Below are 20,254 nucleotides of genomic sequence, written 5' to 3'. Positions count from 1 at the left end.
CCCGAAGGTCACCTGGCGCGCGGGTGCCACGCGCACACCCTGCTGAGCCCGAGTGTACCTCCGAACCGCCGGTGGACACCGCCCCAGGATCCGTGTAAGTTCATGCAACGGACATGTGACTGGTCATGCAGGCAGGATCCGATTGTTGCTCTACAGAGCTACGGTCGGGTCCTTTTTTGTTGCCCGGAAGCTGTCCCCCGAGTTCCAATGGAGGAGCACAACATGAACATCAGCTCAGAGGCGGCAGAGATCCTCGAGCACGTCGGCGGGAGCAGCAATGTGTCTGCCCTGCAGCACTGCTCGACCCGCCTGAGGTTTACCCTCAGCGACGACAGCCCCGTCGACGAGGCGGCACTCAAGTCCATCCCCGGCGTGCTCGGCGTGGTCCGCGGACCCCAGACGCAGGTCATCGTGGGAGGACGAGTTCTCGAGTACTACCGAGCGGTCGAGAAGCTCCGCTCCGGGTCGCCGACCGCCGCCGCGGCCGAGAAGCCCCGGACCCCGTGGACCGTGAAGCGGGTCGGCTCCAAGGTGCTGGACTTCGTCGTCAGCGTCTTCGTGCCCATCATCCCTGCCATCGCCGGCGCGGGAATCTTCAAGTCGCTCCTCGTCCTCGCGGCCGCGCTCGGCTGGATCGACCGGGAGAGCGACTCGTACGCGCTCATCGCCGCCGTCCCCGACGCCGTGTTCGCGTTCCTGCCGCTGCTTGTCGCCTACACCACCGCGAAGAAGCTCGACGTGAACCGGCCGGTGGCCCTCGGCTCCGTCGCGCTGCTCCTCTTCCCCGGGTTCACGAGCCTCGTGACCCAGGATGGCGGCGCGGCGCTCTTCGGGATCCCCGTGCCCGTCGTCAACTACAACGCGCAGGTGTTCCCCGCGATCCTCGCCGTGCTGCTCCTCTGGGGTGCAGAGCGCTTCTTCACGAAGTTCTCGTGGCCGCCCATCCGCACCTTCTACGTGCCCCTCATGTGCTACCTCGTGGTCGCGCCCGCCACGGTGTTCCTCATCGGTCCGTTCGGCTTCGAGATCGGCGACCTCTTCGCAGGCCTGCTCTTCAACTTCCACAACACCTTCGGGTGGATCGCCGTCGCGCTCCTCGCCGCCATCCTGCCGTTCCTCATCTCGGTCGGCATGCACAAGCCGCTCCTGCCGCCGACGATCACGACGATGGCCACGTACGGCAAGGAGAGCTTCTACCTGACCGCCTCCCTCGCGCACAACATCGCCGAAGCCGGCGCGAGCTTCGCCGTCGCTGTCCGCACCCGCAACCAGGTGCTCCGCGCCACGGCCGTCTCCGCAGGCTTCTCGGCGCTGTTCGGCGTCACCGAGCCGGCCCTCTACGGCGTCACCCTCCAGAACCGACGCGCACTCATCGCGGTGCTCGCCGGCGCCATCACCTCGGGCGCGTACCTCGGCATCACGCTCGTCGACACCTTCGCGATCGTCAGCCCCGGCCTCGCGAGCTTCTCCATGTTCATCGACGCCCTCGACCCGTGGAACCTCATCCACGCCCTCATCGGCCTCGTGATCGGCGCGGCCGTGTCGTTCATCGTCGGCGTCGTGCTCTGGAAGGACTCCGACTCCGGCACCCTGCGCGTGCTCGGCAAGACCGACGGGCACGCGAACGCGGGGGCGGACGCGGGGGCGGATGCCGCAGCGGTCTCGGCACAGCCTCGCGCGCTCACGATCGTCTCCCCCATGCAGGGCGAGGTCGTCGAACTCGCCTCGCTCGGCGACGGGGTCTTCTCGACGGGTGTGCTCGGTGACGGCGTCGCGATTCGCCCCGCGGATGGACGCGTCGTCGCCCCCGTGTCGGGCACCGTCACGTCCCTCCTCGACTCGCAGCACGCGATCGGCATCCGCACTGACGACGGCGTCGAGGTGCTCGTGCACGTCGGCATGGACACCGTCGTCCTCGAAGGCGCCCCCTTCACGACGCACGTCGCGCAGGGCGACCGGGTCGAGGCGGGCCAGCCCGTCATCGACGCGGACCTCGACGCCATCGCCGCGGCCGGCCTCGACACGATCACCCCCATCGTCGTCGTCAACACGGCCGGGGGCGACGCGCAGTTCGACACCGGCCAGCACGTCAACCGGGGCGCATCCCTCATCTCACTCACCAACATCAAGGAGACCGCACATGGCACTGTCTGATCACTTCCTCTGGGGCGGCGCAATCGCCGCGAACCAAGCCGAAGGCGGCTGGGGCGAGGATGGCCGAGGCTGGGTCGTCACCGACGTGCTCCGCCGCCACCCGAACGCCAACAACGACGACTTCGCCGCGCTGCACGCCGTCACCCTCGAGAGCATCGCCGAGGCCAAGCGCGACCCGGACCCCACGTACTTCCCGAAGCGGCGCGCCATCGACTTCGTGCACCGCTACAAGGAAGACCTCGCCCTGTTCGCCGAGATGGGCTTCAGCGTGCTGCGGGTGTCGATCCTCTGGTCGCGGCTCTACCCGACCGGCGAGGAGCTCGAGCCCAACGAGGACGGCATCGCCTACTACCTCGACCTGTTCGAGGAGATGCAGAGCCACGGCATCCAGCCCCTCGTGACGCTGTCGCACTTCGACGCGCCCCTCGAGCTCGCGGTCACCCGCAACGGCTGGCTCGACCGGGCCACGATCGGCCTCTTCGAGCGTTTCGCCCGCACCTGCTTCGAACGGTTCGGGCACATCGTGAAGCGGTGGATCTCGTTCAACGAGATCGATGGCATGGAACGCCACCCGTTCACCTCGGGCGGCATCATCGAGGAGACCGTCACGGGGACCTCGATCACGCAGGCCTGCTACACGGCCCTGCACCACCAGTTCATCGCAGGCGCATCCGTCACCCGCATGCTGCGAGAGCTGCACCCGGACGCGCAGATGGGCTGCATGATCACCATGCTCACGACCTACCCGCGCACCTGCCACCCGAACGACGTCGCCGCGACGCGCGCGAAGGAACGCCTCCTCTACATGTGCTCGGACGTGCAGGCCGGCGGGTCGTACTCGCCGATCGTGCTCCGCCAGCTCGAGGAGATGGGCGTCACCGTGCCGTTCGAGGACGGCGACGTGGAGCTCCTGCGCGAGCACACGGCCGACTTCGTGTCGTTCAGCTATTACATGTCGATGACCGAATCCGTCGACCCCGACGCCGAGCGCACGCCGGGCAACACGGTCCTCGGCGTCAAGAACCCCTACCTCGGCTCGTCCGAGTGGGGCTGGCAGATCGACCCGATCGGGCTGCGCATCTCCCTCCTCGACCTGTACGACCGCTACCGCAAGCCCCTCTTCATCGTGGAGAACGGGCTCGGGATGCGCGACACGGTCGACGAGGACGGACGGATCCGCGACGACTACCGCGTCGAGTACTTCCGAGCGCACTTCGAGCAGATGATCCAGGCCGTGGACGAGGGCGTCGACCTGCTCGGCTACACCAGCTGGGGGCCCATCGACCTCGTCAGCTCGTCGACGTCGCAGATGAGCAAGCGGTACGGGTTCATCCACGTCGACCTCGACGACCTCGGGAATGGCACACTGGAGCGCCGACGCAAGGACTCGTTCCACTGGTACCGCCAGGTCATCGAGTCCAACGGCGCAGACCTCAGCTAACCCCCTCCCCTCCCAGCGGCGTCAAAGGAGACCACCGTGCCCGCCATCAAGAAGGTCCTCAATTCCAGTGTGGTGCTCGTCGTCGACGACCGCGGCGTCGAGCGGGTCCTGCTGGGCAAGGGCATCGGGTACGGCCAGAAGCCGGGCGACGAGGTTTCGGCGACGATCACGGACCAGGAGTTCATCTCCCTCCCTGACTCGGATCACCGGAACCTCGTCGAGCTGCTCGCGCAGATCCCGGCAGAGTACGTCGAGCTGACCCGCGAGATCGTCGCGGATGCGGGTCGAGCGGGACTCACCCTCGACCCGCACGTGTACCTCACCCTCACCGACCACCTCCACTTCGCGGTGGAGCGCTACCGGAAGGGCATCGCCCTCACGAACCGGCTCGCGTGGGAGGTGCGCACCGTCTACCCGGACCACCACGCCGTGAGCGTCCGCGCCCTCGACGACGTCGAACGACGCCTCGGCGTGCGGCTCGGCGAGGAGGAGGCAGCCAACGTCGCCTTCCACCTCGTCAACGCCGACACGGGCAAGCTCGGCGTCGACTCGATGCGCGTCGTCGACCTGGTCGCGAAGGTCACGAGCATCGTGACGATGACCTCCGCCGTCCGGGTCTCCAGGAAGGACCTCCACGCCTCGCGGTTCCTCACGCACCTGCAGTTCTTCGCGGAGCGATTCTTCGCGGGCCAGCTGCTGGGCGGCGACGACTTCCTGTTCCGGAACCTCAGCGAGCGCGCCCCTCGTGCGATCGCGACCGCGGAACGCGTGCGCACGTTCATCCGCGAGACGCACGGCGTGGAGCTTCCCGACGAGGAAGTGGCCTTCCTCGCAGTGCACATCGCGCGCGCCTCGCCGGAGTAGGGAGATGAACGCGGCGCCCCATCCCTCCTACCGGCGTCGGTCCCCGGCTTCGGCCGCCTGACCCCGGAGGCGACCCGCGACCCACACACCGACCAGGGCGAGTGCGGCGGTGGACCCGAAGACCGCGAGGAACGCGGGCGTCGTGGCGCCGAGCCGTGCGACGGCCGCCCCACCGAGGCCGGCGATGACCGCCGTCGCGAGGGTCTGCGCGAGCTGCAGGCTCGCGCTGATGCTCCCCGCGGCCGAGGTCGGCGTGGCCGACACGGTCGCCGCCGTCGACGCGTTGAACGCGATCCCCATCCCGATTCCCGCGATGCCCCAGCCGACGACGGCCCAGCCCGGCCAGACCGCCGGAAGCGCGACAGCCGCCCCCATGAGCAGCTGGCCACCCACCAGGACGAGCATCCCGACCCTCGTCGAGCGAGCGCGCTGTCCGGGCCGGGCTGCGTCGATCCGCGCCTGCACGAACGACCCGGCCGTCCAGGCGAGCGCGCCGGCCGCGAGGCCCAGCCCTGCGATCGTGACGTCGAGGCCGTGGATGCTCGTGAGCCCGAGGGGCAGGAACGCCTCCGACCCGAAATACACGCCGCACAGGATGAAGCGCACGACGACCCCGGCCGGCGCACCGCGGCGCGCACGGAATGATCCCACGGGCAGGGTGCTGCGCAAGCCGATGGCCGCGGCCACCAGGCCCACGACAAGCAGCGCGAGCATCAGCGGGAGCGCATCCACCTCGAGGCCGAAGAGCACGGCCCCCGTCCCGACCGCCAGGAGCACCGAGAACCAGACGGGCGCGGAGAACAACCGGCCACTCCGCACCCTCGGGCTTGCCGAGACCCGGCGTGCACCCGGCAAGACGAGCGGGAGGAGGAGGATCGTGATCGGCGCGATGGTCCAGAACGCGACGCGCCAGTCGAGCACCGTCGTGAGCACCCCGGCGAAGACCGGGCCCAGGAGCGACGGGATCGTCCACGCAGACGACAGGAACGCGAACATGACGGCCTGGAGCCGAGGCGGATACGCGAGGCCGACCAGGCTGTAGGCGTACGCCATGATCGCTCCGACCCCGAACCCCTGGAGCGCTCGCGCGGCCACGAACACTCCCCACCCGGGGGCGAGGCCAGCGAGCAGGCAGCCGAACGCGAAGACCAGGCTTCCGACCACCACTGCCCGGGCGGGCCCCCTCCGGTCGATGTCGCTCCCGGCGACGACGGTGCCGACGATGCTGGCGAGCATGAGCGCCGAGAGCCCCCAGCCGTATCCGCGCAGGCCTCCCAGCTCCTCGGCGACGGTCGGGAGGACGGTCGCGACCCCAAGCGATTCGAAGGCCACCGCCCCGACGCTCACGAGGATCCCGATCGTGGACCCGCGCAGACGGGGCGAGAAGACACCTCCGGCCTCGACCACTGAGGGTGTCGTCGCCTCCGCCGTCGAACGCGATTCATCCTGCTGCATGCGCACTCCCATTCATTACATTCCACACCGGAACGTAATGAATGTAGGGTACGGTGAGGCAATGCCGCAACCAGAGCCGCACGCCGCACCCCGGACCCGATCACTGCCGCACGGCCGCCCCCGCGACGCGACGATCGACGCCAGGGCGACCGAGGCGGTCATCGGCCTCCTCGAGACCGGCCAGTACCGCTCGCTCACGATGGAGAACGTCGCGGCGTCCGCCGGGACGAGCAAGCCCGCGCTTCGACGGCGCTGGAAGAGCCTGCCCGGCATCGTCGTGCACACGCTCATCTCGGTGCTCGGAACGACGCCGACGCCTGACACCGGCTGCGTGCACTGCGACCTCGTCAGCGGCATCTCGAACATCGCCGACGGGTTCGGCAACTCCCCCATCACCCGCGCACTCCCGGGACTCCTCGCCGACCTGGAGGCCGACCCGGAGCTCCGCGAGCTGTTCCTCCGCGAGTACTTCGAGGCTCGCCGCGCGACGACCAGGACAGTCCTCGAGCACGCCATCGAGCGAGGAGATCTGCGGGCGGGACTCGACATGGAGCTCACCCTCGACCTCCTCGCGGCACCGCTCTACTACCGAGCGTTCTTCGGCCACCAGCCGATCGACGCGAAGCTCGCCGAGCGCACGGTGCTCAGCGTCCTGACCGGTATCGCCGACCCCTCCTGGCGAGAACGGCACCATTCGGAACAGGACCGGCCGCCAAGCTAGCCGAGTCGAGCGCCGCCTCGAACGCCGTGCTGAACACCGTGCTCAAGAAACGGACGATGCTGCCGCCGCCGCGCGGTGCGCGCGCACACGTCCGCGGGATGCACACGCAGCCGCCGGGCACCACCGCCTGCGGCCGGATGAATCCAGAAAGACCCAGCGGCAGTCGACCTCGTCGCACTGGCGGAGGAGCGCTCGGTCGGGCCCACGCAACGTGAGGGTCGCCTGGATGGCGAGCGCTGACAGCGCGGACGCGACATCGCCGAGCGGTGCCCCGGCTAGAGCCGGATTCCCCTTCGTGGAGAACTCGAGGAGCGCATCCATGCTCAGCTCCCTGGGTGACGAGGGCTCCACGGCTGCCATCGCCAGCCCACGAAGGGTCTCGCGGAGCCGCACCGCCTCCTTCAGGTCGCCTCCACTGGGCGCCTCTCGGGGTCGCAGGCCCATCAGCGTGAGCCACCGCTGGAGGTCTTCAGGGGCGCGAAGGCGCTCGATGGGATGCGCACCGAATGTCTGCCCCCGAGTGGCGAGGAGATTGAGCCACGCCGCTCCACCATCTGTCCTGAATGCTGTCTTGTCGGCCACTCGACAAGTGTAACGTGTGAACCGTTACAGAATGGAGTCGCCATGGACAGGCAGTACGACCAAGAGGCAGGCCTCGATACGCTCGCCGCGTTGCAGGAACCCGAGACGACGCAGGGATGGCGCACGACCGTCGACGCGACGGCGCCCGGTTTCGATGAGTGGATCGTCGGTGCGGTCTTCGGCGGCACCTACCAGCGCCCCGGGCTCAGCCCCCGCGATCGGCAGCTCCTCAACCTCGGAGCCCTCGCGGCACTGGGCGGCGTGGATCCTCAACTGCAGGGACAGATCGCATCCTCGATCAGGATCGGCATGTCGCGGGAGGAGGTCGCCGAGGCCTTCGTTCACCTCGTCGCCTACGTCGGCCTGCCCCGCACCATGGCGGCCCTGCGCGCACTCGACACGGTCTCCCCGAACAGCGCGACAGCGTGACCGGGGAGGTCGTCCGAACGACTGCCGGCGACCTCGACGCGGCGAGCCTCGGCGTCGTGGATTCGCACGACCATCTCTTCCTCTCCACGCCCGCCCTCCCGGGCCAGGAGCTCACCGACTTCGGGGCCGCGGTGCTCGAGGCTGACCTCTTCCGCGAGGCCAGCGGAACCACGATCGTGCAGTGGACCCCGCGCGGCCTCGGTCGACAGCTGGCCGCACTGCACGAACTCGGGCATGCGTCCCGAGTCCACATCGTCGCCGCGACCGGCCGGCACCGCCGGGAGGTCTACCGGCCCGGGCATCCACTGCTTGACGCCAGTGACGTCGAACTCGCGGCGGCCTTCGTCGAGGACGTGATCGACCGGCGGTGCGGCCTGATCAAGGTCGGGACCGGACCGGCGGGCGTGACGCCGTTCGAGCGGACCAGCTTGGCTGCGGCTGCGGCCGCGCATCACGCGACCGGTGCACCCATCGCCGTCCACCTGGAAGGAGGAAGGTGCGCCCTCGAGGTCGTCGGCCTGCTCCGAGAGCTCGAGGTGACGCCTGAAGCCGTCGTCCTGGGACACCTGGGCCGCAACCCCGACCTCGAGTACATCGCCGAAGTCAGCGCCACCGGCGCGTTCCTGTGCGTCGACGGGCCCTCGCCCAACCACGCCCGCACGGACTCCGCCCTGCTGTCCGTCATCAGCCGGATCGTTGACACGGGCCACGCCGACTCGCTCCTCATCGGCGGCGACACCACGACGCGCTCGGCGACGGCAGCCGGCGGCGGGGCCGGGATGCGCGGCCTCCTCAGCCAGACGAGGCGGACGATCGCCTCGCACGTCGGCGACGTCGTCGCCACAGCGATGTTCACGACGAATCCCGCTCGGGCGTGGCGCCTTCGCGGCAGTGGGCACCCCGAACGAGGTTCGTGAACTACAGCTCAGTCGGCGAGCTGGGGATGATCGTCCCCTGGTGGTATCGGAGGGTTGGGCCTCGCGTGTCCCACAGCGACGCATGCCTGCTGCTCCGGCCGGGCTCATGGAGCACGTAGTTCACGAGCACGAGCTCCGCACTCACCCGGTTGAAGAGCCACTCGGAGGTGCGCGGAAGAGGGCGCTCCTCCTCGCCGGCCAGGGCCGCCACCGACTCCGCGTACGTCCAGCGACGCCCGGAGCGCCCGATCTCTGCGAAGTCCTCAGATAGGAACGCGGACGTCTGGGCGGAGTCGGCTCGCACGGCCGACGAGAGCAGCGCGAGTTCAGCGCTCTTGATGTCCGCGAAGTCCTCGGTATCCGTCTCCCACATAGAGCGACCCTACCGACGCATCCGCTCGTCGCAGCCCCGGCAGGAGCCTCTCGGCCCCTGCCCGTTGGACCTGAACAGGAGCACGGGCTCAGGCGTCCTCGAACTCCAGCCGGTCGTAGACGACGGGATCCATGACATCGAGGCCCGCGTCGACGGCTTCCCCGTAGATGACCGCTTCCCTGCCATCCCTCTGGCTGCTCGTGAGCCCCGAGATCCAGTACGCCGTGGCGTGCAGATTCCCCCGAGGCACCCCGAGACCCTCGATGAGGTGGCGGCGGATGCTGCGAACGGTCGCCGACTCAGCGGCCAGCCACACCTGCGCATGCGGGGGTACGGTCAGGTTGCGGGCGGCGCTCACGAGGGCGCTCTCCAACCCCTGGGACGACCTCCCGGTGAGCCAGACGACACGCAGTCGGTCACCCAGCGATTCGATCGCCGCGGAGAGAAGCGCACGATCTTCTGGACTGCCCGTCTCCGCCAGCAGAGCCACTCGGTGGCCAGTGGGAAGCGACTCGAGGATGGCGGCGGTTGCGGGGAGAGCGCTGGCGTCGGCGATGAACACGTGCTCTGTGACCCCGTCACCGACGGCGAAATCTCGCCGGAAGCCGAGGAAGCGCACCCGTTGACCGACCGCGACCGTCTGCGACCAGTCGCTGGCACGACCCGCCTCATGCAGGGCGACGTCGAAGTCGAACTGCAAGCGCTCTGCCCGGAAATCACGGACCGTGAAGCCCCGGATAAGCGGGTTCGCTTCCGAGCCGATATCGATCTTGAAGGCATCTGCAGGCAGCGGCTCCGTGTAGTCCGCAAGGCACGCGCCCCCGAGCGTGACCCGTTGGAACCCCGGAGTGAGACGACGGCTCGCGACCACCTCGACGAAGTCGTCGATCAGGATCGCTCGCCCCTGGGAGAGCTCCCGGATGCGGTCACGGATCGTTGCCATGAAGGCCTTCCTCTGGGGATGAGAGGCGCCGGACAGGACGCACTCCCACGACACTGCACTTAGGTTAGCATTCCCTTACAAAAGCCTCCGTGACAGCCGTACTGTCCCGCATCAGAGAAAGCCCTCCCCTCAATGACGCTTCCCATTGCGCGCATCGCCGCTGTCAGTCTCGCGGCCTTGACCGCCCTCTCCCTCGCGGCCTGCTCGGCACCAACGGAGTCCAGCCCTGCCGCGGGCAACGACAGTTCGGCACTCTCAGGCGAGTTCCCCCGAACCGTGACGACGATCCAAGGCGATGTCGAACTGACGGAGAAGCCGGAGCGCATCGTCGTCCTCGATTCTCAGAGCGCCGACGTCGCCGCTGCCCTCGGTGTCGAACCGGTTGCCTACGACATCGGCACGAGCGACAGCCTCGAGACGCTGCCCTGGCTCGACGGGGCCCTGACGGGCGCCTTCGAACCTGGTCTCATCGGCGCCGACGGCTCACTCGACTTCGAAGCCATCCTGGCAACGGACCCCGATCTGATTGTCGTCGACTACTGGACGGCAGCGGAGGGAGAGGCCTACGACCGCCTCAGCGCCATCGCGCCGACCCTCACCAGTGACGTCGAAGCCGCGCAGAGCTGGCAAGAACGCACGACCTTCCTCGCGGACGCGCTCGGAGTCGCCGACCAGGGCGAGCGTGTGATCTCTGAGACGGAAGCCTCCATCACGACAGCAACCGAGGGGCTCTCCGCACTCGATGGCGAAAGCTACTCGTACCTCGGCTATTCAGTCGAGCAGGGCGGCTTCTGGTACGGAAACGGGACCTGGCTCGAGGACTTCGGGCTCGCCCCCGCCGACGGCCAGGACAACAGCCACGAGGAGTTCACCGTCATCTCGCTCGAGAATGTGAGTGACTTCGACTCTGATGTGCTCAGCATCTGGGCGATGACCGACGCAGACAAGGCCGCCCTCGAAGCGGATGCGCGCTTCCAGGCACTGCCCGCCGTGCAGAGCGGCAAGGTCGTCTGGCTCGACTATGCCCTCGCCGTTGCCACCAACGTGCCCGGCCCGCTCAGCATCACGTACATGCTCGACGAGGTGACTCCGACCTTCGAGGCAGCCCTTGCCAGCTGAGCTCACCGACACGCAAGGGGCGGCGCTGACGGGCGCTGCCCCTTCCCCTGCGGGCGCGCGACGCCGGATGCGGATGCTCGGTCTCGCAATCGGGGTCGCGCTGCTCCTCGTGACGGTCGTGCTCTCGGTCCTCATCGGCGCGAAGCCGCTCCCGATCCCGGACATGATCTCGGCGCTGGCGAACCCAGACGGCTCAGAGGCCTCCGAGATCCTCTTCACCTTGCGCATTCCACGAACCGTGGTCGGCATCTTCGCGGGCATGGCGCTTGCCGTGTCGGGCGCTCTGATGCAGGCGCTTACGCGCAATCCCCTGGCTGACCCCGGGCTGCTCGGCGTCAACGCCGGTGCCGCGCTCGCCGTCGCGCTCGGCATAGCGCTTGTCGGCATCACGACGCCGAGCGAGTACAGCGTTTTCTCGTTCGTGGGCGCCGTCGTTGCGACGCTCGTGGTGCTAGCCATCGGCCGCACGGGAAGATACGGCGCCTCCCCCGCTCGGCTCGTCCTCGCGGGCGTCGCCCTAGCCGCGGTCTTCTCCGGCATCAGCATGGCCCTCACCATGCTCTTCCCCCTTGTCTTTGCGGGCTACCGCGCCTGGACCGTCGGGTCGCTGGTCGGGCACGACCTGCTCGGTGCCATGCCAGTTCTGCCCGTCATCGTGGTCGGCCTCATCGTCGCGGTCTGCATCAGTCGCGGTCTGGGAGCGCTCTCGCTCGGCGACGATCATGCGCGCGCGCTCGGAACGCGGGTGCGGCTCGTCCGCGGGGCCGCGCTCGTGTCGGTGACGCTGCTCGCGGGATGCGCCACGGCGCTCATCGGGCCGGTTGCGTTCATCGGACTCATGATCCCGCACGTCGTACGGAGGTTCACGGGGCCGAGCCAGCCCTGGATCCTCGCCTCGTCACTCATCTACGGACCGGCGGTGCTGCTCGCCGCAGACATCCTCGGCCGGGTCGTCGCGCAGCCAGGCGAATACCCCGTCGCGTTCATGATGGCGATCATCGGCGCGCCCGTGCTGATCGCGATGATGGCCAGGCGCCGGGTGATCTCGCTGTGAACGAGGGCGGCGGCTCCAGGCCCGGGACCACGCCCACGGGCACGCTGGTCCTGCGGCGGGCGGCCCTCAGCATCCGCGTCCGCATCCGCACCCTTATCGTCGGCGCATGCCTGGTCGCCGCGATCGTCCTTCTCGGCGTCACTGCCCTCTGCGTCGGCAGCCTCGTCCTCTCACCCGGCGAGGTCCTCGCTGCCCTCCTCGGGCAGGGCGACAGCCGCAGCCAGCTCGTGGTGATGGAATGGCGGCTCCCCAGGGTTCTGGCTGCCGTCGTGTTCGGCGCGGCCCTCGGCGCAAGCGGCGCGCTCTTCCAATCGCTGACGAGGAACCCCCTCGGCAGCCCCGACGTCCTCGGCTTCGATGCCGGGGCGGTCACCGGGGCCCTCGTCGCGACTCTGGTGCTCGGCGCGGGGCAGACCGGCCTCACCATCGGCGCCCTCGTCGGCGGTCTCGCCACGGCCGTGGTCGTAGCGGCATTCGGCCTGTCATCTGGGAGCGGCAGCATCCGCCTGATCGTCGTCGGCATCGGCATGAGCGCCATGTTGCTCGCGATCAACCAACTGCTCATCCAACGCGCCGAGCTCGAGGAAGCGATGCGCGCAAGCTCGTGGACGCTCGGGAGCCTCGCTTCGATCGGCTGGGAGCGCCTGGTGCCAGCGACCTGCGTCATCGCCGTGCTCCTCGTGCTGGCCGTTCTGGCAGCCCGACCCGGTCGAATGCTCGAGCTCCACAACGATGCGGCCGCGGCGTTCGGGGTCAGCGTCCGCCCCGTCCGACTCGCCCTTCTCGCCATCGGCGTGGCGCTGGTCGCCGTGCCGGTGGCGGTGGCCGGGCCGATCGCGTTCGTTGCGCTCACCGCTCCACACCTGGCACGCCAGCTGACCCGGGTCGGACCGCTCGCTGTGCTGCCCGCCGCGCTCATGGGTTCACTCGTCCTGCTGGGCGCGGACGTGGCCGTCCTCGTCGCCCCCACCACGTCGAGCCTGCCCGTGAGCATCGCCACGCTCGTGCTCGGCGGGAGCTACTTCATCTGGCTGCTCATCAACGAATGGAGGCACGCGCGATGACCACACCACGGCTCGCCGCTGACGGAGCTCGACTCAGCTACGGCGGCAAGGTTGTCAGCGAGCATCTCACCGTCGCTATCCCGGACGGGTCGTTCACCGTCATCGTGGGCGCGAACGCGTGCGGCAAGTCAACGCTCCTGAGGGCCCTCGCCCGCCTGCTACCCACGACCGAGGGGGCAGTCGTCCTCGACGGGCGCAACATCCTGTCTCTTCCCACGCGCGAGGTCGCGAAGACCATCGGGTTGCTCCCGCAGACATCAGTTGCTCCGGACGGCATCACGGTCGCCGACCTCGTCGCCCACGGCCGCTACCCGCACCAGCGAATGCTGAAGCAGTGGAGTGCGGCAGACGCGGCTGCAGTGGATGAGGCGTTGGAGCTGACGGAGACCGCCGCTCTTGCGGACCGGTTCGTCGACGAGCTCTCGGGTGGGCAACGACAACGCGCGTGGATCGCCATGGCACTGGCCCAGGAGACCCCGTACCTGCTGCTCGACGAACCCACCACGTATCTCGACATCGCGCATCAGATCGACGTGCTGGAACTGTGCGCTGCGTTGAACCGCCGGGGGCGCACGCTTGTGGCAGTGCTGCACGATCTCAACCACGCGGCCCGCTACGCAACCCACCTCATCGCCTTGAAGGACGGATCGCTGGTCGCCGAGGGCAACCCCCGTGAGGTCGTGTCGGCCGAGTTCGTGCAGGAGGTCTTCGGCGTCGAGTCGACGATCCTCAGCGATCCTTACTCGGGTTCTCCCCTCGTCGTGCCTGCGGGGCGCAGCGCCAAGGCCTGACGTCGGAGCCTGACCGACCGGACACGCCGCCCCGCAGCGCGCCAGCAGCAACCAAGCTGCAGACCACGAACACTCCGGCCCCGGTGGCGACCGGTATCGCGAGGTCGACCACCCCCAGGAGCCCGCCCATCGTCGCCCCGATGGCAAGCCCCAGGAGACCGAGCACGCGCGTGCTGGCGCCCACGCGTCCGAGCAGCTCGTCCGGGATGAGGCGCTGGCGGAGGGACTGCGAGCAGATGTTCCAGACCGTCGCGTGCAGGATGTAGAGCGCCAAGAGCACGCCGGCGACGATCGGGTTCGTCGTGAGGCACAACCCACCGAGTGTCAGCGCCCCCAGCGCCAGACTTGCCACGATCGTCCATCGGTATCCGAGCCATGCGCGAAGCCGGGCTGCGAGGAAGGAGCCGAGCAAGCCACCGAGGGCCGACGCCGCGAGCAGCAAGCCGTATCCGGTGCTGTCCAGGCCGAGGCGCTCCTCGGCGAACAGCACGAGAATAGAGAAGGGCAGCATGTAGCCGACGCTCGCGAGCGCTCCGATGAGCGCAAGGCTCCCGACCACACGGTGGCGTGCCAGCCAGGCGATGCCCTCGCGCACCTCGACGGAGACCGAACGTCGTGCGTCGCGCGCATCCGATCCTGGCCTCGACAGTCGCCGAATCGGCAGCGCGAGGGCGACGAGGCCCGCGACAGCCCACAGCCCACCCATCGCGAAGACAGGAGCCGCTGCGGCGAGGGCGAACAGCAATCCCCCGAGGGGAGGGCCAGCGAACTCGTCCGCGACGAGCTGCGCCGCCGCGACCCTCCCGTTCGCGGAATCGAGTCGCTCTCGGTCGACGAGCGACGGCAGCATGGCCGATGCGGCGTTGTCCGCCGCGCTCTCCAACGTCGCGACCACCGCCATCGCTGCATACAGAACCATGAGGGAGGAGAAGCCGAGCTGGATCGCCAGGGCGAGCCCCAGCAGGGCGCAGCCGCGCAGCACGTTCGCCGCGACGATCAGGGTCCGGCGGTCGACCCGATCGACCCAGACGCCGATGGGCAGCGCGACCAGGAGGCGGACCAGGGCGTAGAGCGTCGCCAAGCCCGCGACGAGGCGCGGGTCGTCGGTGACCGAGGCGGCCAGCAGCGGCATCGACACGAACGCGATGCCGTCTGCCAGGTTCGACAGGGCGTTCGCGCTCCAGAGCACACGAAATCCGCGACCGAGTGGCATCCGGGAAGCCTACCGATGCGTGGCTTGCCTGATATCCCTCACCAAGCGCGGAGTCCGAAAGCGTCGCACCTCTGGCAGCCAGGCCCGGGCCGGGTAGCTCAGCCGCACGACGAAGTAGTTGAGGTACTCGACGGTCCCAAATGCCCATGTGAACAGGACGAGCACCGCGACCAGCCAGGAGCTGGGCCACCAGGCCACGATGCCGACGAGGCCGCCGACGAGCACCGCGAGGTTCAGCCACTTCAGCACCCAGAACGTGCGCGCGAGCCCGACGGGCATCCTGGAGGTGCCGACCCAGCGGCGGGCGAGCAGCCAGTACGAACCACCGTGCAGGAGCACAAGCAGCAGGGGTGCGAGCGCCGACCAGAACGCGGCCACGTCACTGCCCGACGGCAAGATGGGTGGCACGGCCCACACGCCCAGCATCGTGAAGGTCAGGACCGACGCCAGCTCGCCGGTGCCGAGCGAGAAGTACTGGCGGCGGGCCGCGTCGCGCAGCCCGGGCAGCGAACCGCTGGGACGGGACGGACTCGCCCCGTCGAAGCCGGGCGGCCGATGGTCCGTCACCTCGAGCGCTCGACCGAGTTGCCGTTGCTGGTGCTGCTGCGCACGACGAGCCTCGTCGGCAGGATGCGGTGCTCCCCGCTCCGCGGCTGCTCGCCTTCGGCGCTCGCGTCGACGCGCCCCACCACCATCTCGACGGCCGCGGATGCGAGCTGCGCCGGGTCCTGCGCGAGGCTTGTGAGCTGCAGGTACGGCAGCTCGGCCTGCTCGGAGTCGTCGAAGCCGACCACGGCCAGGTCCTCGGGAACACGTTTGCCGAGGAGGCGCGCCTGGGCGACGACGCCCTGCGCGCTCCGGTCGTTGAAGGCGACAACCGCGGTGGCGTCCGGGTAGCGCGCCAGCGCCTCCTCGATCACCTTCGCGCCGGCGGCCTCGGAAGCTCCGCCCGCGACGATCGCGACCTGGTCGCCGAGCCCGGCAGCAGTCGTGGCGGCGAGGAACGTGGCCGTGCGCACCTCATCACCCGAGACGCCAGGCGCCCCGAGGTACAGGATGCGCGAGTGCCCGCGCTCGTGCAGGTGCCGCACCGCAAGCTCCATGCCGCGCGCGTCGTCCATGGACACGCTGTCGAACGACGCCGACGAGTACTGGCTGGCGACCGTGACGACGGGGACCTCCTCGGCGATGCGTTCGAGCTGCTCCTCGGGCAGCGACGCTCCGAGCAGGACGAGCCCCTCGACCCGCTCCCCCAGCAGCGCCTCGATCGCATCCGCCTCGCCCCGCCGCTTCGTGACCGCGGCGAGCGACACGTTGTACCCAGCAGACCGGGCCGCGAGCTGGAGCTCGTCGATGAGCTCGCCGTGGAACGGCTGCGCCGCGTGGAAGACGATGCCGACGAGGCGCGAACGGCCCTGCTTGAGCATCCTCGCCCGCTCGTCTCGCCGGTACCCGAGACGGGCCGCGACCTTGAGGACATGCGCGCGAGACTCCGGGCTCGCGCCGGGCACGTCACGCATGACAATCGACACGAGCGGCTGCGAGACGCCAGCCGCGTCGGCGACGTCGCGCATCGTGACGCGCTTGCCGCCGCCCGGTCTCGCCGGGCGGCGGGCGTCTCGTGCGTCAACGTCGCTCATACCTCGATGCTAAAGGCCTCCCGGAACCTGCGGAGCGCGAGGTCGGAGTCACCGGACGCGAAGGCCTCCATCGCGACGACCCCGCGGTAGCCGAGCTCGTCGAGTTCCCGAGCGACCCGCGGGTAGTGGATCTCGCCCGTTCCCGGCTCGCAGCGCCCTGGCACATCCGCGACCTGGATCTCGCCGATGTAGGGCAGCGCGCGCCCACACAGGTCAACGAGGTCACCCTCGCCGATCTGCGCGTGGTACAGGTCGAGGTTGAGCCGGAGGTGCGGGCTGTCGACCGCAGCGATGAGCGCGATCGTGTCGCTCGCCCGGTTGAAGGGCACGCCGGGGTGGTCGACGGCGTGGTTGAGGTTCTCGAGCGTGAACACCTTGCCGTACTCCTCGCCGAGCTTCGCGAGGCGCTCCAAGGTGCGCAGGGCTGCGAGCCAATCAGCCGGAGTGGTGTGCGCGCTCGGACGCACGGGCAGGCCGTTGTCGTCGAGGCCGGTCCCGTGGATCACGAGTCGCGGCACATCCAGCACCTGGGCTGCCTCAAGCGACTCGCGCGCCGTGGCGACGATCGCGTCGGCCCCGTCCGGGTCGATGAGCTCTCCGCGGATGTACCCCGACATGGAGCCGAACGTCGCGCCGGTCGCGACGAGCGCATCCAGGTCCTTCTCCCACCATCGCCAGATCTCGACCTCGAAGCCGGCCTCATCGATGCGCCGCACTCGCTCCTCGAACGGGAGGTCGAGGAACAGCATCTCCGCGCAAGCGGCGAGCACGAACGGCGACTCGGCAGCGCCCGAACCAGCACTCGAGCCAGCGCCGGCGACGGTCCCGCTCATCGGACGACCTCGACGGGTGCGCCGGTCTTGACCGACTCGATGCAGGCGAGAGCGATGACCATGGCCTCGAGCGCGGCCTCCGTGCCGGGGCGGGGGCTCTCGACGCCGGCGACGGCGTCGACGAACGCCTGCAGCTCGCCCGTGTAGGCGGCTCGCATGAGCTGCGTGTCGGCGCGCACCGTGTCGAAGGATGCGCCCGCCGCGCCATAGAGGCGCAGGCTCGACGCCGCCAGCTCACCCGCGGTCGCCATGCCGGCGCTGCCGAAGACCTCGGCACGGGTGTCGTAGCCGTAGGCGGCGGAGAAGTTCGCCTCCGCAGTTGCGATGGCGCCGTTGTCGTAGCGGATCGTGACGACAGCGGTGTCGAGGAGGCCCTTGTCCTTGAAGTCCGGCGCGACGAGCGCATCCGCGACCGCGTAGACCCGGGTGGCGCGGGCGCCCGGGTTGAAGAAGTTGAGGGTGTCGAAGTCGTGGATGAGGGTCTCGAGGAAGATCGTGAACGGCGGGATCGCCGCGGGGTTCGCGAGGCCCGGGTCGCGGGTCACCGAGCGCAGCAGCTGCGGTGTGCCGAGGGCTCCCGCGTCGAGGGCGGAGCGCAGCTCGGGGAACCCGTTGGCGTAGCGGCGGTTGAAGCCGACCTGGAAGATCACGTCGTGGCGTTCGACGGCGGCCTCGACGCGGCGAAGCTCCTCGAGCGAGACACCCGTCGGCTTCTCGCAGAAGATGGCCTTGCCTGCCGCGGCCGCCTGCTCCACGAGCGCCGTGTGGAAGCGGGGCGGGGCCGTGATGACGACCGCGTCGAGGTCTGGACGGGCGAGCAGCTCGGCGATGTCCGTGTACGACTGCTCGACACCGAGCGTCTCGGCGAGCTTCGCCGCGGCGCCCTCGACGGGGTCGGCGATGGCGATGAGCTCGGCGTTCGGGATGTCGCGGGCGATGAGCACGGCGTGGTTGCTGCCGATGCGGCCGGCGCCGATGAGCGCGACACGAATGAGGGGGGTCTTGGACATGGTGCTTCTCCTGAGGACGGCGGTGCCGACACGACACTGTGCTGCTGGGTGCGCCCAGCACGCACAGACTATTACGTACTAGCGCCCTGCGTCTAGTACGTATAAGGTTGCCTCCAATCGGCCGGGAGACCCGGCCAGAATCGCGCAGAGATCACCCAGGAGCGCGACGAACCGCGGAGACAAAGGAGTTCTCATCACTTCCACGCATGGGGCATCAGCGTCAGAGACGACCCTGCCCAAACTCACGCCAGGCCCGTACCGCAAGCGGCTCGGACTCATCTCGATCGTCGCCTGCTTCGGCGGACTGCTCTTCGGCTACGACACGGGTGTCATCAACGGCGCGCTGCGCCCCATGGCCGCGGAGATCGGCCTCGATGCCTTCACGGAGGGCGTCGTCACCAGCTCCCTCGTGTTCGCCGCCGCCTTCGGCGCGCTCTTCGGAGGACGCATCTCGGACGCCATCGGCCGCCGCCACACGATCATCATCCTCGCCGTGCTGTTCTTCCTCGGCACGGTCGTCGTCGTCGCGTCGCCGAACTTCGCGCTGCTCGTCGTCGGGCGCGTCATGCTGGGGCTCGCCGTCGGCGGCGCATCCACCGTCGTGCCCGTCTACCTGGCAGAGCTGGCGCCGTTCGAGATCCGCGGTTCGATCACAGGCCGCAACGAGGTCGCGATCGTCACGGGCCAGCTCTCCGCGTTTGTCATCAACGCCATCCTCGGCAACACGCTCAGCCACATCGACGGGGTCTGGCGCATCATGTTCGCCGTCTGCGCGATCCCCGCCATCGCCCTCTTCTTCGGGATGCTGCGCATGCCCGAGTCGCCGCGCTGGCTGGTCGAGAAGGGCCGCCACGCGGACGCGCTCACCGTGCTCAAGACGGTGCGATCTGAGGAACGCGCGATCGCCGAGCTCGGCGAGGTCGAGCAGGTCACGAAGGAGGAGCAGACGGAAGCGAAGGTCGGCCTCGGCGCGGTGCTCACGAACAAGTGGCTCATCCGCATCCTGCTCATCGGCATCGGCGTCTCCATGATGCAGCAGCTGACGGGCATCAACTCGATCATGTACTACGGCCAGGTCGTGCTCATCGAGTCAGGCTTCGAAGCGGATGCGGCTCTCATCGCGAACATCGCGCCCGGTGTGGTCGCCGTCATCGGCGGGTTCATCGCGCTGTACATGATGGACCGCGTCGACCGCAGAAAGACGTTCGCGATCGGCCTCACGCTGACGACGACCTGCCACCTGCTCATCGGCGCTGCCTCCCTGCTGCTCCCGGTCGGCAACCCGGCCCGCCCGTTCGTGATCCTCATCCTCGTCGTCGCGTTCGTCGCCTCGATGCAGACCTTCTTGAACGTCGCCGTCTGGGTGTACCTGGCGGAGATCTTCCCGCTGCACATGCGCGGCCTCGGCATCGGCGTGTCCGTGTTCTTCGGCTGGATGACCAACGGCTTCCTGGCGCTCTACTTCCCGAGCCTCATCGCCGGGATGGGCATCAGCGGGGTGTTCTTCCTCTTCGCCGGAATCGGGGCGGTCGCGTTGCTCTTCACGATCACGCAGGTTCCCGAGACCCGAGGGGTGACCCTCGAGAAGCTCGAGGTCGGCGTCACGACGGGAGCAATCCACGTGCTCGGAAAGACCCGCTAGCCACCACAG

The 20,254-nt window shown here is 69.1% G+C and carries 20 protein-coding genes; 11 read left to right on the top strand and 9 right to left on the bottom strand.

All coding sequences use genetic code 11. From position 1 onward, the window contains the following. Positions 1-222: 222 nt before the first annotated feature. The 3 genes from ITJ61_RS14820 to ITJ61_RS20385 are packed head-to-tail and all read left to right on the top strand — an operon-like array spanning position 223 to position 4,459. On the top strand, positions 223-2,154 hold the full coding sequence (locus tag ITJ61_RS14820; RefSeq protein ID WP_194686569.1) for a glucose PTS transporter subunit IIA: 1,932 nt from the start codon (positions 223-225) through the stop codon (positions 2,152-2,154). Then, complete coding sequence (locus ITJ61_RS14815; RefSeq protein ID WP_104239893.1) at positions 2,141-3,595, top strand: family 1 glycosylhydrolase; 1,455 nt, start codon at positions 2,141-2,143, stop codon at positions 3,593-3,595. Before ITJ61_RS14820 ends, ITJ61_RS14815 begins: the two co-directional genes overlap by 14 nt. A 36-nt stretch (positions 3,596-3,631) precedes the next feature. After that, positions 3,632-4,459: a PRD domain-containing protein gene (locus ITJ61_RS20385; protein WP_104239894.1), complete on the top strand. Its 828-nt coding sequence runs from the start codon at positions 3,632-3,634 to the stop codon at positions 4,457-4,459. A 27-nt stretch (positions 4,460-4,486) separates the two neighbouring features. On the opposite strand, the gene ITJ61_RS14805 is transcribed toward ITJ61_RS20385, so the two are convergent. Then, complete coding sequence (locus ITJ61_RS14805; RefSeq protein WP_228496684.1) at positions 4,487-5,914, bottom strand: MFS transporter; 1,428 nt, start codon at positions 5,912-5,914, stop codon at positions 4,487-4,489. 61 nt (positions 5,915-5,975) lie between these two features. On the opposite strand from ITJ61_RS14805, the gene ITJ61_RS14800 reads away from it, so the two are divergent. Beyond that, the gene (locus ITJ61_RS14800) at positions 5,976-6,635 is read left to right on the top strand and encodes a TetR-like C-terminal domain-containing protein (protein ID WP_194686567.1); all 660 of its coding nucleotides are present in this window, start codon (positions 5,976-5,978) and stop codon (positions 6,633-6,635) included. A 42-nt stretch (positions 6,636-6,677) separates the two neighbouring features. On the opposite strand, the gene ITJ61_RS20485 is transcribed toward ITJ61_RS14800, so the two are convergent. Then, entirely contained in the window at positions 6,678-7,217 is a 540-nt protein-coding gene (locus ITJ61_RS20485; RefSeq protein ID WP_194686566.1) for an ABATE domain-containing protein, read from the bottom strand. 42 nt (positions 7,218-7,259) lie between these two features. On the opposite strand from ITJ61_RS20485, the gene ITJ61_RS14790 reads away from it, so the two are divergent. Then, the gene (locus tag ITJ61_RS14790) at positions 7,260-7,646 is read left to right on the top strand and encodes a carboxymuconolactone decarboxylase family protein (protein ID WP_194686565.1); all 387 of its coding nucleotides are present in this window, start codon (positions 7,260-7,262) and stop codon (positions 7,644-7,646) included. Next, on the top strand, positions 7,643-8,563 hold the full coding sequence (locus ITJ61_RS14785) for a phosphotriesterase (RefSeq protein WP_194686564.1): 921 nt from the start codon (positions 7,643-7,645) through the stop codon (positions 8,561-8,563). The genes ITJ61_RS14790 and ITJ61_RS14785 overlap by 4 nt, the downstream gene beginning before the upstream one ends. Position 8,564: 1 nt before the next feature. On the opposite strand, the gene ITJ61_RS14780 is transcribed toward ITJ61_RS14785, so the two are convergent. Together ITJ61_RS14780 and ITJ61_RS14775 are read right to left on the bottom strand one after the other, a co-directional pair. Then, a complete protein-coding gene (locus ITJ61_RS14780) occupies positions 8,565-8,936 on the bottom strand; it encodes a DUF4440 domain-containing protein (protein WP_104239900.1) in 372 nt (123 codons plus the stop codon). An 88-nt stretch (positions 8,937-9,024) separates the two neighbouring features. After that, the gene (locus tag ITJ61_RS14775) at positions 9,025-9,879 is read right to left on the bottom strand and encodes a siderophore-interacting protein (RefSeq protein WP_194686563.1); all 855 of its coding nucleotides are present in this window, start codon (positions 9,877-9,879) and stop codon (positions 9,025-9,027) included. 132 nt (positions 9,880-10,011) lie between these two features. Between ITJ61_RS14775 and ITJ61_RS14770 the strand changes: the two genes are divergently transcribed. The 4 genes from ITJ61_RS14770 to ITJ61_RS14755 are packed head-to-tail and all read left to right on the top strand — an operon-like array spanning position 10,012 to position 13,907. Further along, a complete protein-coding gene (locus tag ITJ61_RS14770; RefSeq protein WP_194686562.1) occupies positions 10,012-10,998 on the top strand; it encodes an ABC transporter substrate-binding protein in 987 nt (328 codons plus the stop codon). After that, complete coding sequence (locus tag ITJ61_RS14765; protein WP_228496683.1) at positions 10,988-12,052, top strand: FecCD family ABC transporter permease; 1,065 nt, start codon at positions 10,988-10,990, stop codon at positions 12,050-12,052. Before ITJ61_RS14770 ends, ITJ61_RS14765 begins: the two co-directional genes overlap by 11 nt. Next, entirely contained in the window at positions 12,049-13,116 is a 1,068-nt protein-coding gene (locus tag ITJ61_RS14760) for a FecCD family ABC transporter permease (protein ID WP_194686561.1), read from the top strand. The genes ITJ61_RS14765 and ITJ61_RS14760 overlap by 4 nt, the downstream gene beginning before the upstream one ends. Continuing rightward, positions 13,113-13,907: an ABC transporter ATP-binding protein gene (locus ITJ61_RS14755; protein ID WP_228496682.1), complete on the top strand. Its 795-nt coding sequence runs from the start codon at positions 13,113-13,115 to the stop codon at positions 13,905-13,907. Before ITJ61_RS14760 ends, ITJ61_RS14755 begins: the two co-directional genes overlap by 4 nt. Here ITJ61_RS14755 and ITJ61_RS14750 read toward each other — a convergent pair. Genes ITJ61_RS14750 through ITJ61_RS14730 form a run of 5 tightly spaced genes read right to left on the bottom strand, consistent with a single transcriptional unit; the run spans position 13,846 to position 18,603 of the window. Next, positions 13,846-15,120: an MFS transporter gene (locus ITJ61_RS14750; RefSeq protein ID WP_194686559.1), complete on the bottom strand. Its 1,275-nt coding sequence runs from the start codon at positions 15,118-15,120 to the stop codon at positions 13,846-13,848. The two genes, ITJ61_RS14755 and ITJ61_RS14750, sit on opposite strands and share 62 nt — an antisense overlap. Positions 15,121-15,129: 9 nt before the next feature. Beyond that, on the bottom strand, positions 15,130-15,687 hold the full coding sequence (locus tag ITJ61_RS14745; protein ID WP_323744376.1) for a hypothetical protein: 558 nt from the start codon (positions 15,685-15,687) through the stop codon (positions 15,130-15,132). Further along, the gene (locus ITJ61_RS14740) at positions 15,684-16,760 is read right to left on the bottom strand and encodes a LacI family DNA-binding transcriptional regulator (protein ID WP_104307332.1); all 1,077 of its coding nucleotides are present in this window, start codon (positions 16,758-16,760) and stop codon (positions 15,684-15,686) included. Before ITJ61_RS14740 ends, ITJ61_RS14745 begins: the two co-directional genes overlap by 4 nt. Continuing rightward, positions 16,757-17,593 carry a TIM barrel protein gene (locus tag ITJ61_RS14735; RefSeq protein WP_194686558.1) on the bottom strand — a complete coding sequence of 279 codons (837 nt, stop codon included), beginning with the start codon at positions 17,591-17,593 and terminating at the stop codon, positions 16,757-16,759. The genes ITJ61_RS14740 and ITJ61_RS14735 overlap by 4 nt, the downstream gene beginning before the upstream one ends. Then, positions 17,590-18,603 (bottom strand): Gfo/Idh/MocA family oxidoreductase, encoded by a 1,014-nt coding sequence (locus ITJ61_RS14730; RefSeq protein WP_194686557.1) that lies wholly within the window; start codon positions 18,601-18,603, stop codon positions 17,590-17,592. The genes ITJ61_RS14735 and ITJ61_RS14730 overlap by 4 nt, the downstream gene beginning before the upstream one ends. A 139-nt stretch (positions 18,604-18,742) precedes the next feature. Between ITJ61_RS14730 and ITJ61_RS14725 the strand changes: the two genes are divergently transcribed. Beyond that, complete coding sequence (locus tag ITJ61_RS14725) at positions 18,743-20,245, top strand: sugar porter family MFS transporter (protein WP_104307330.1); 1,503 nt, start codon at positions 18,743-18,745, stop codon at positions 20,243-20,245. Positions 20,246-20,254 lie beyond the last annotated feature (9 nt).

Source organism: Pseudoclavibacter sp. VKM Ac-2888, assembly GCF_015351285.1.
In the GTDB taxonomy this organism is placed as follows: Bacteria; Actinomycetota; Actinomycetes; order Actinomycetales; family Microbacteriaceae; genus Pseudoclavibacter.
This window is presented reverse-complemented; position numbering and strand designations above follow the sequence as displayed.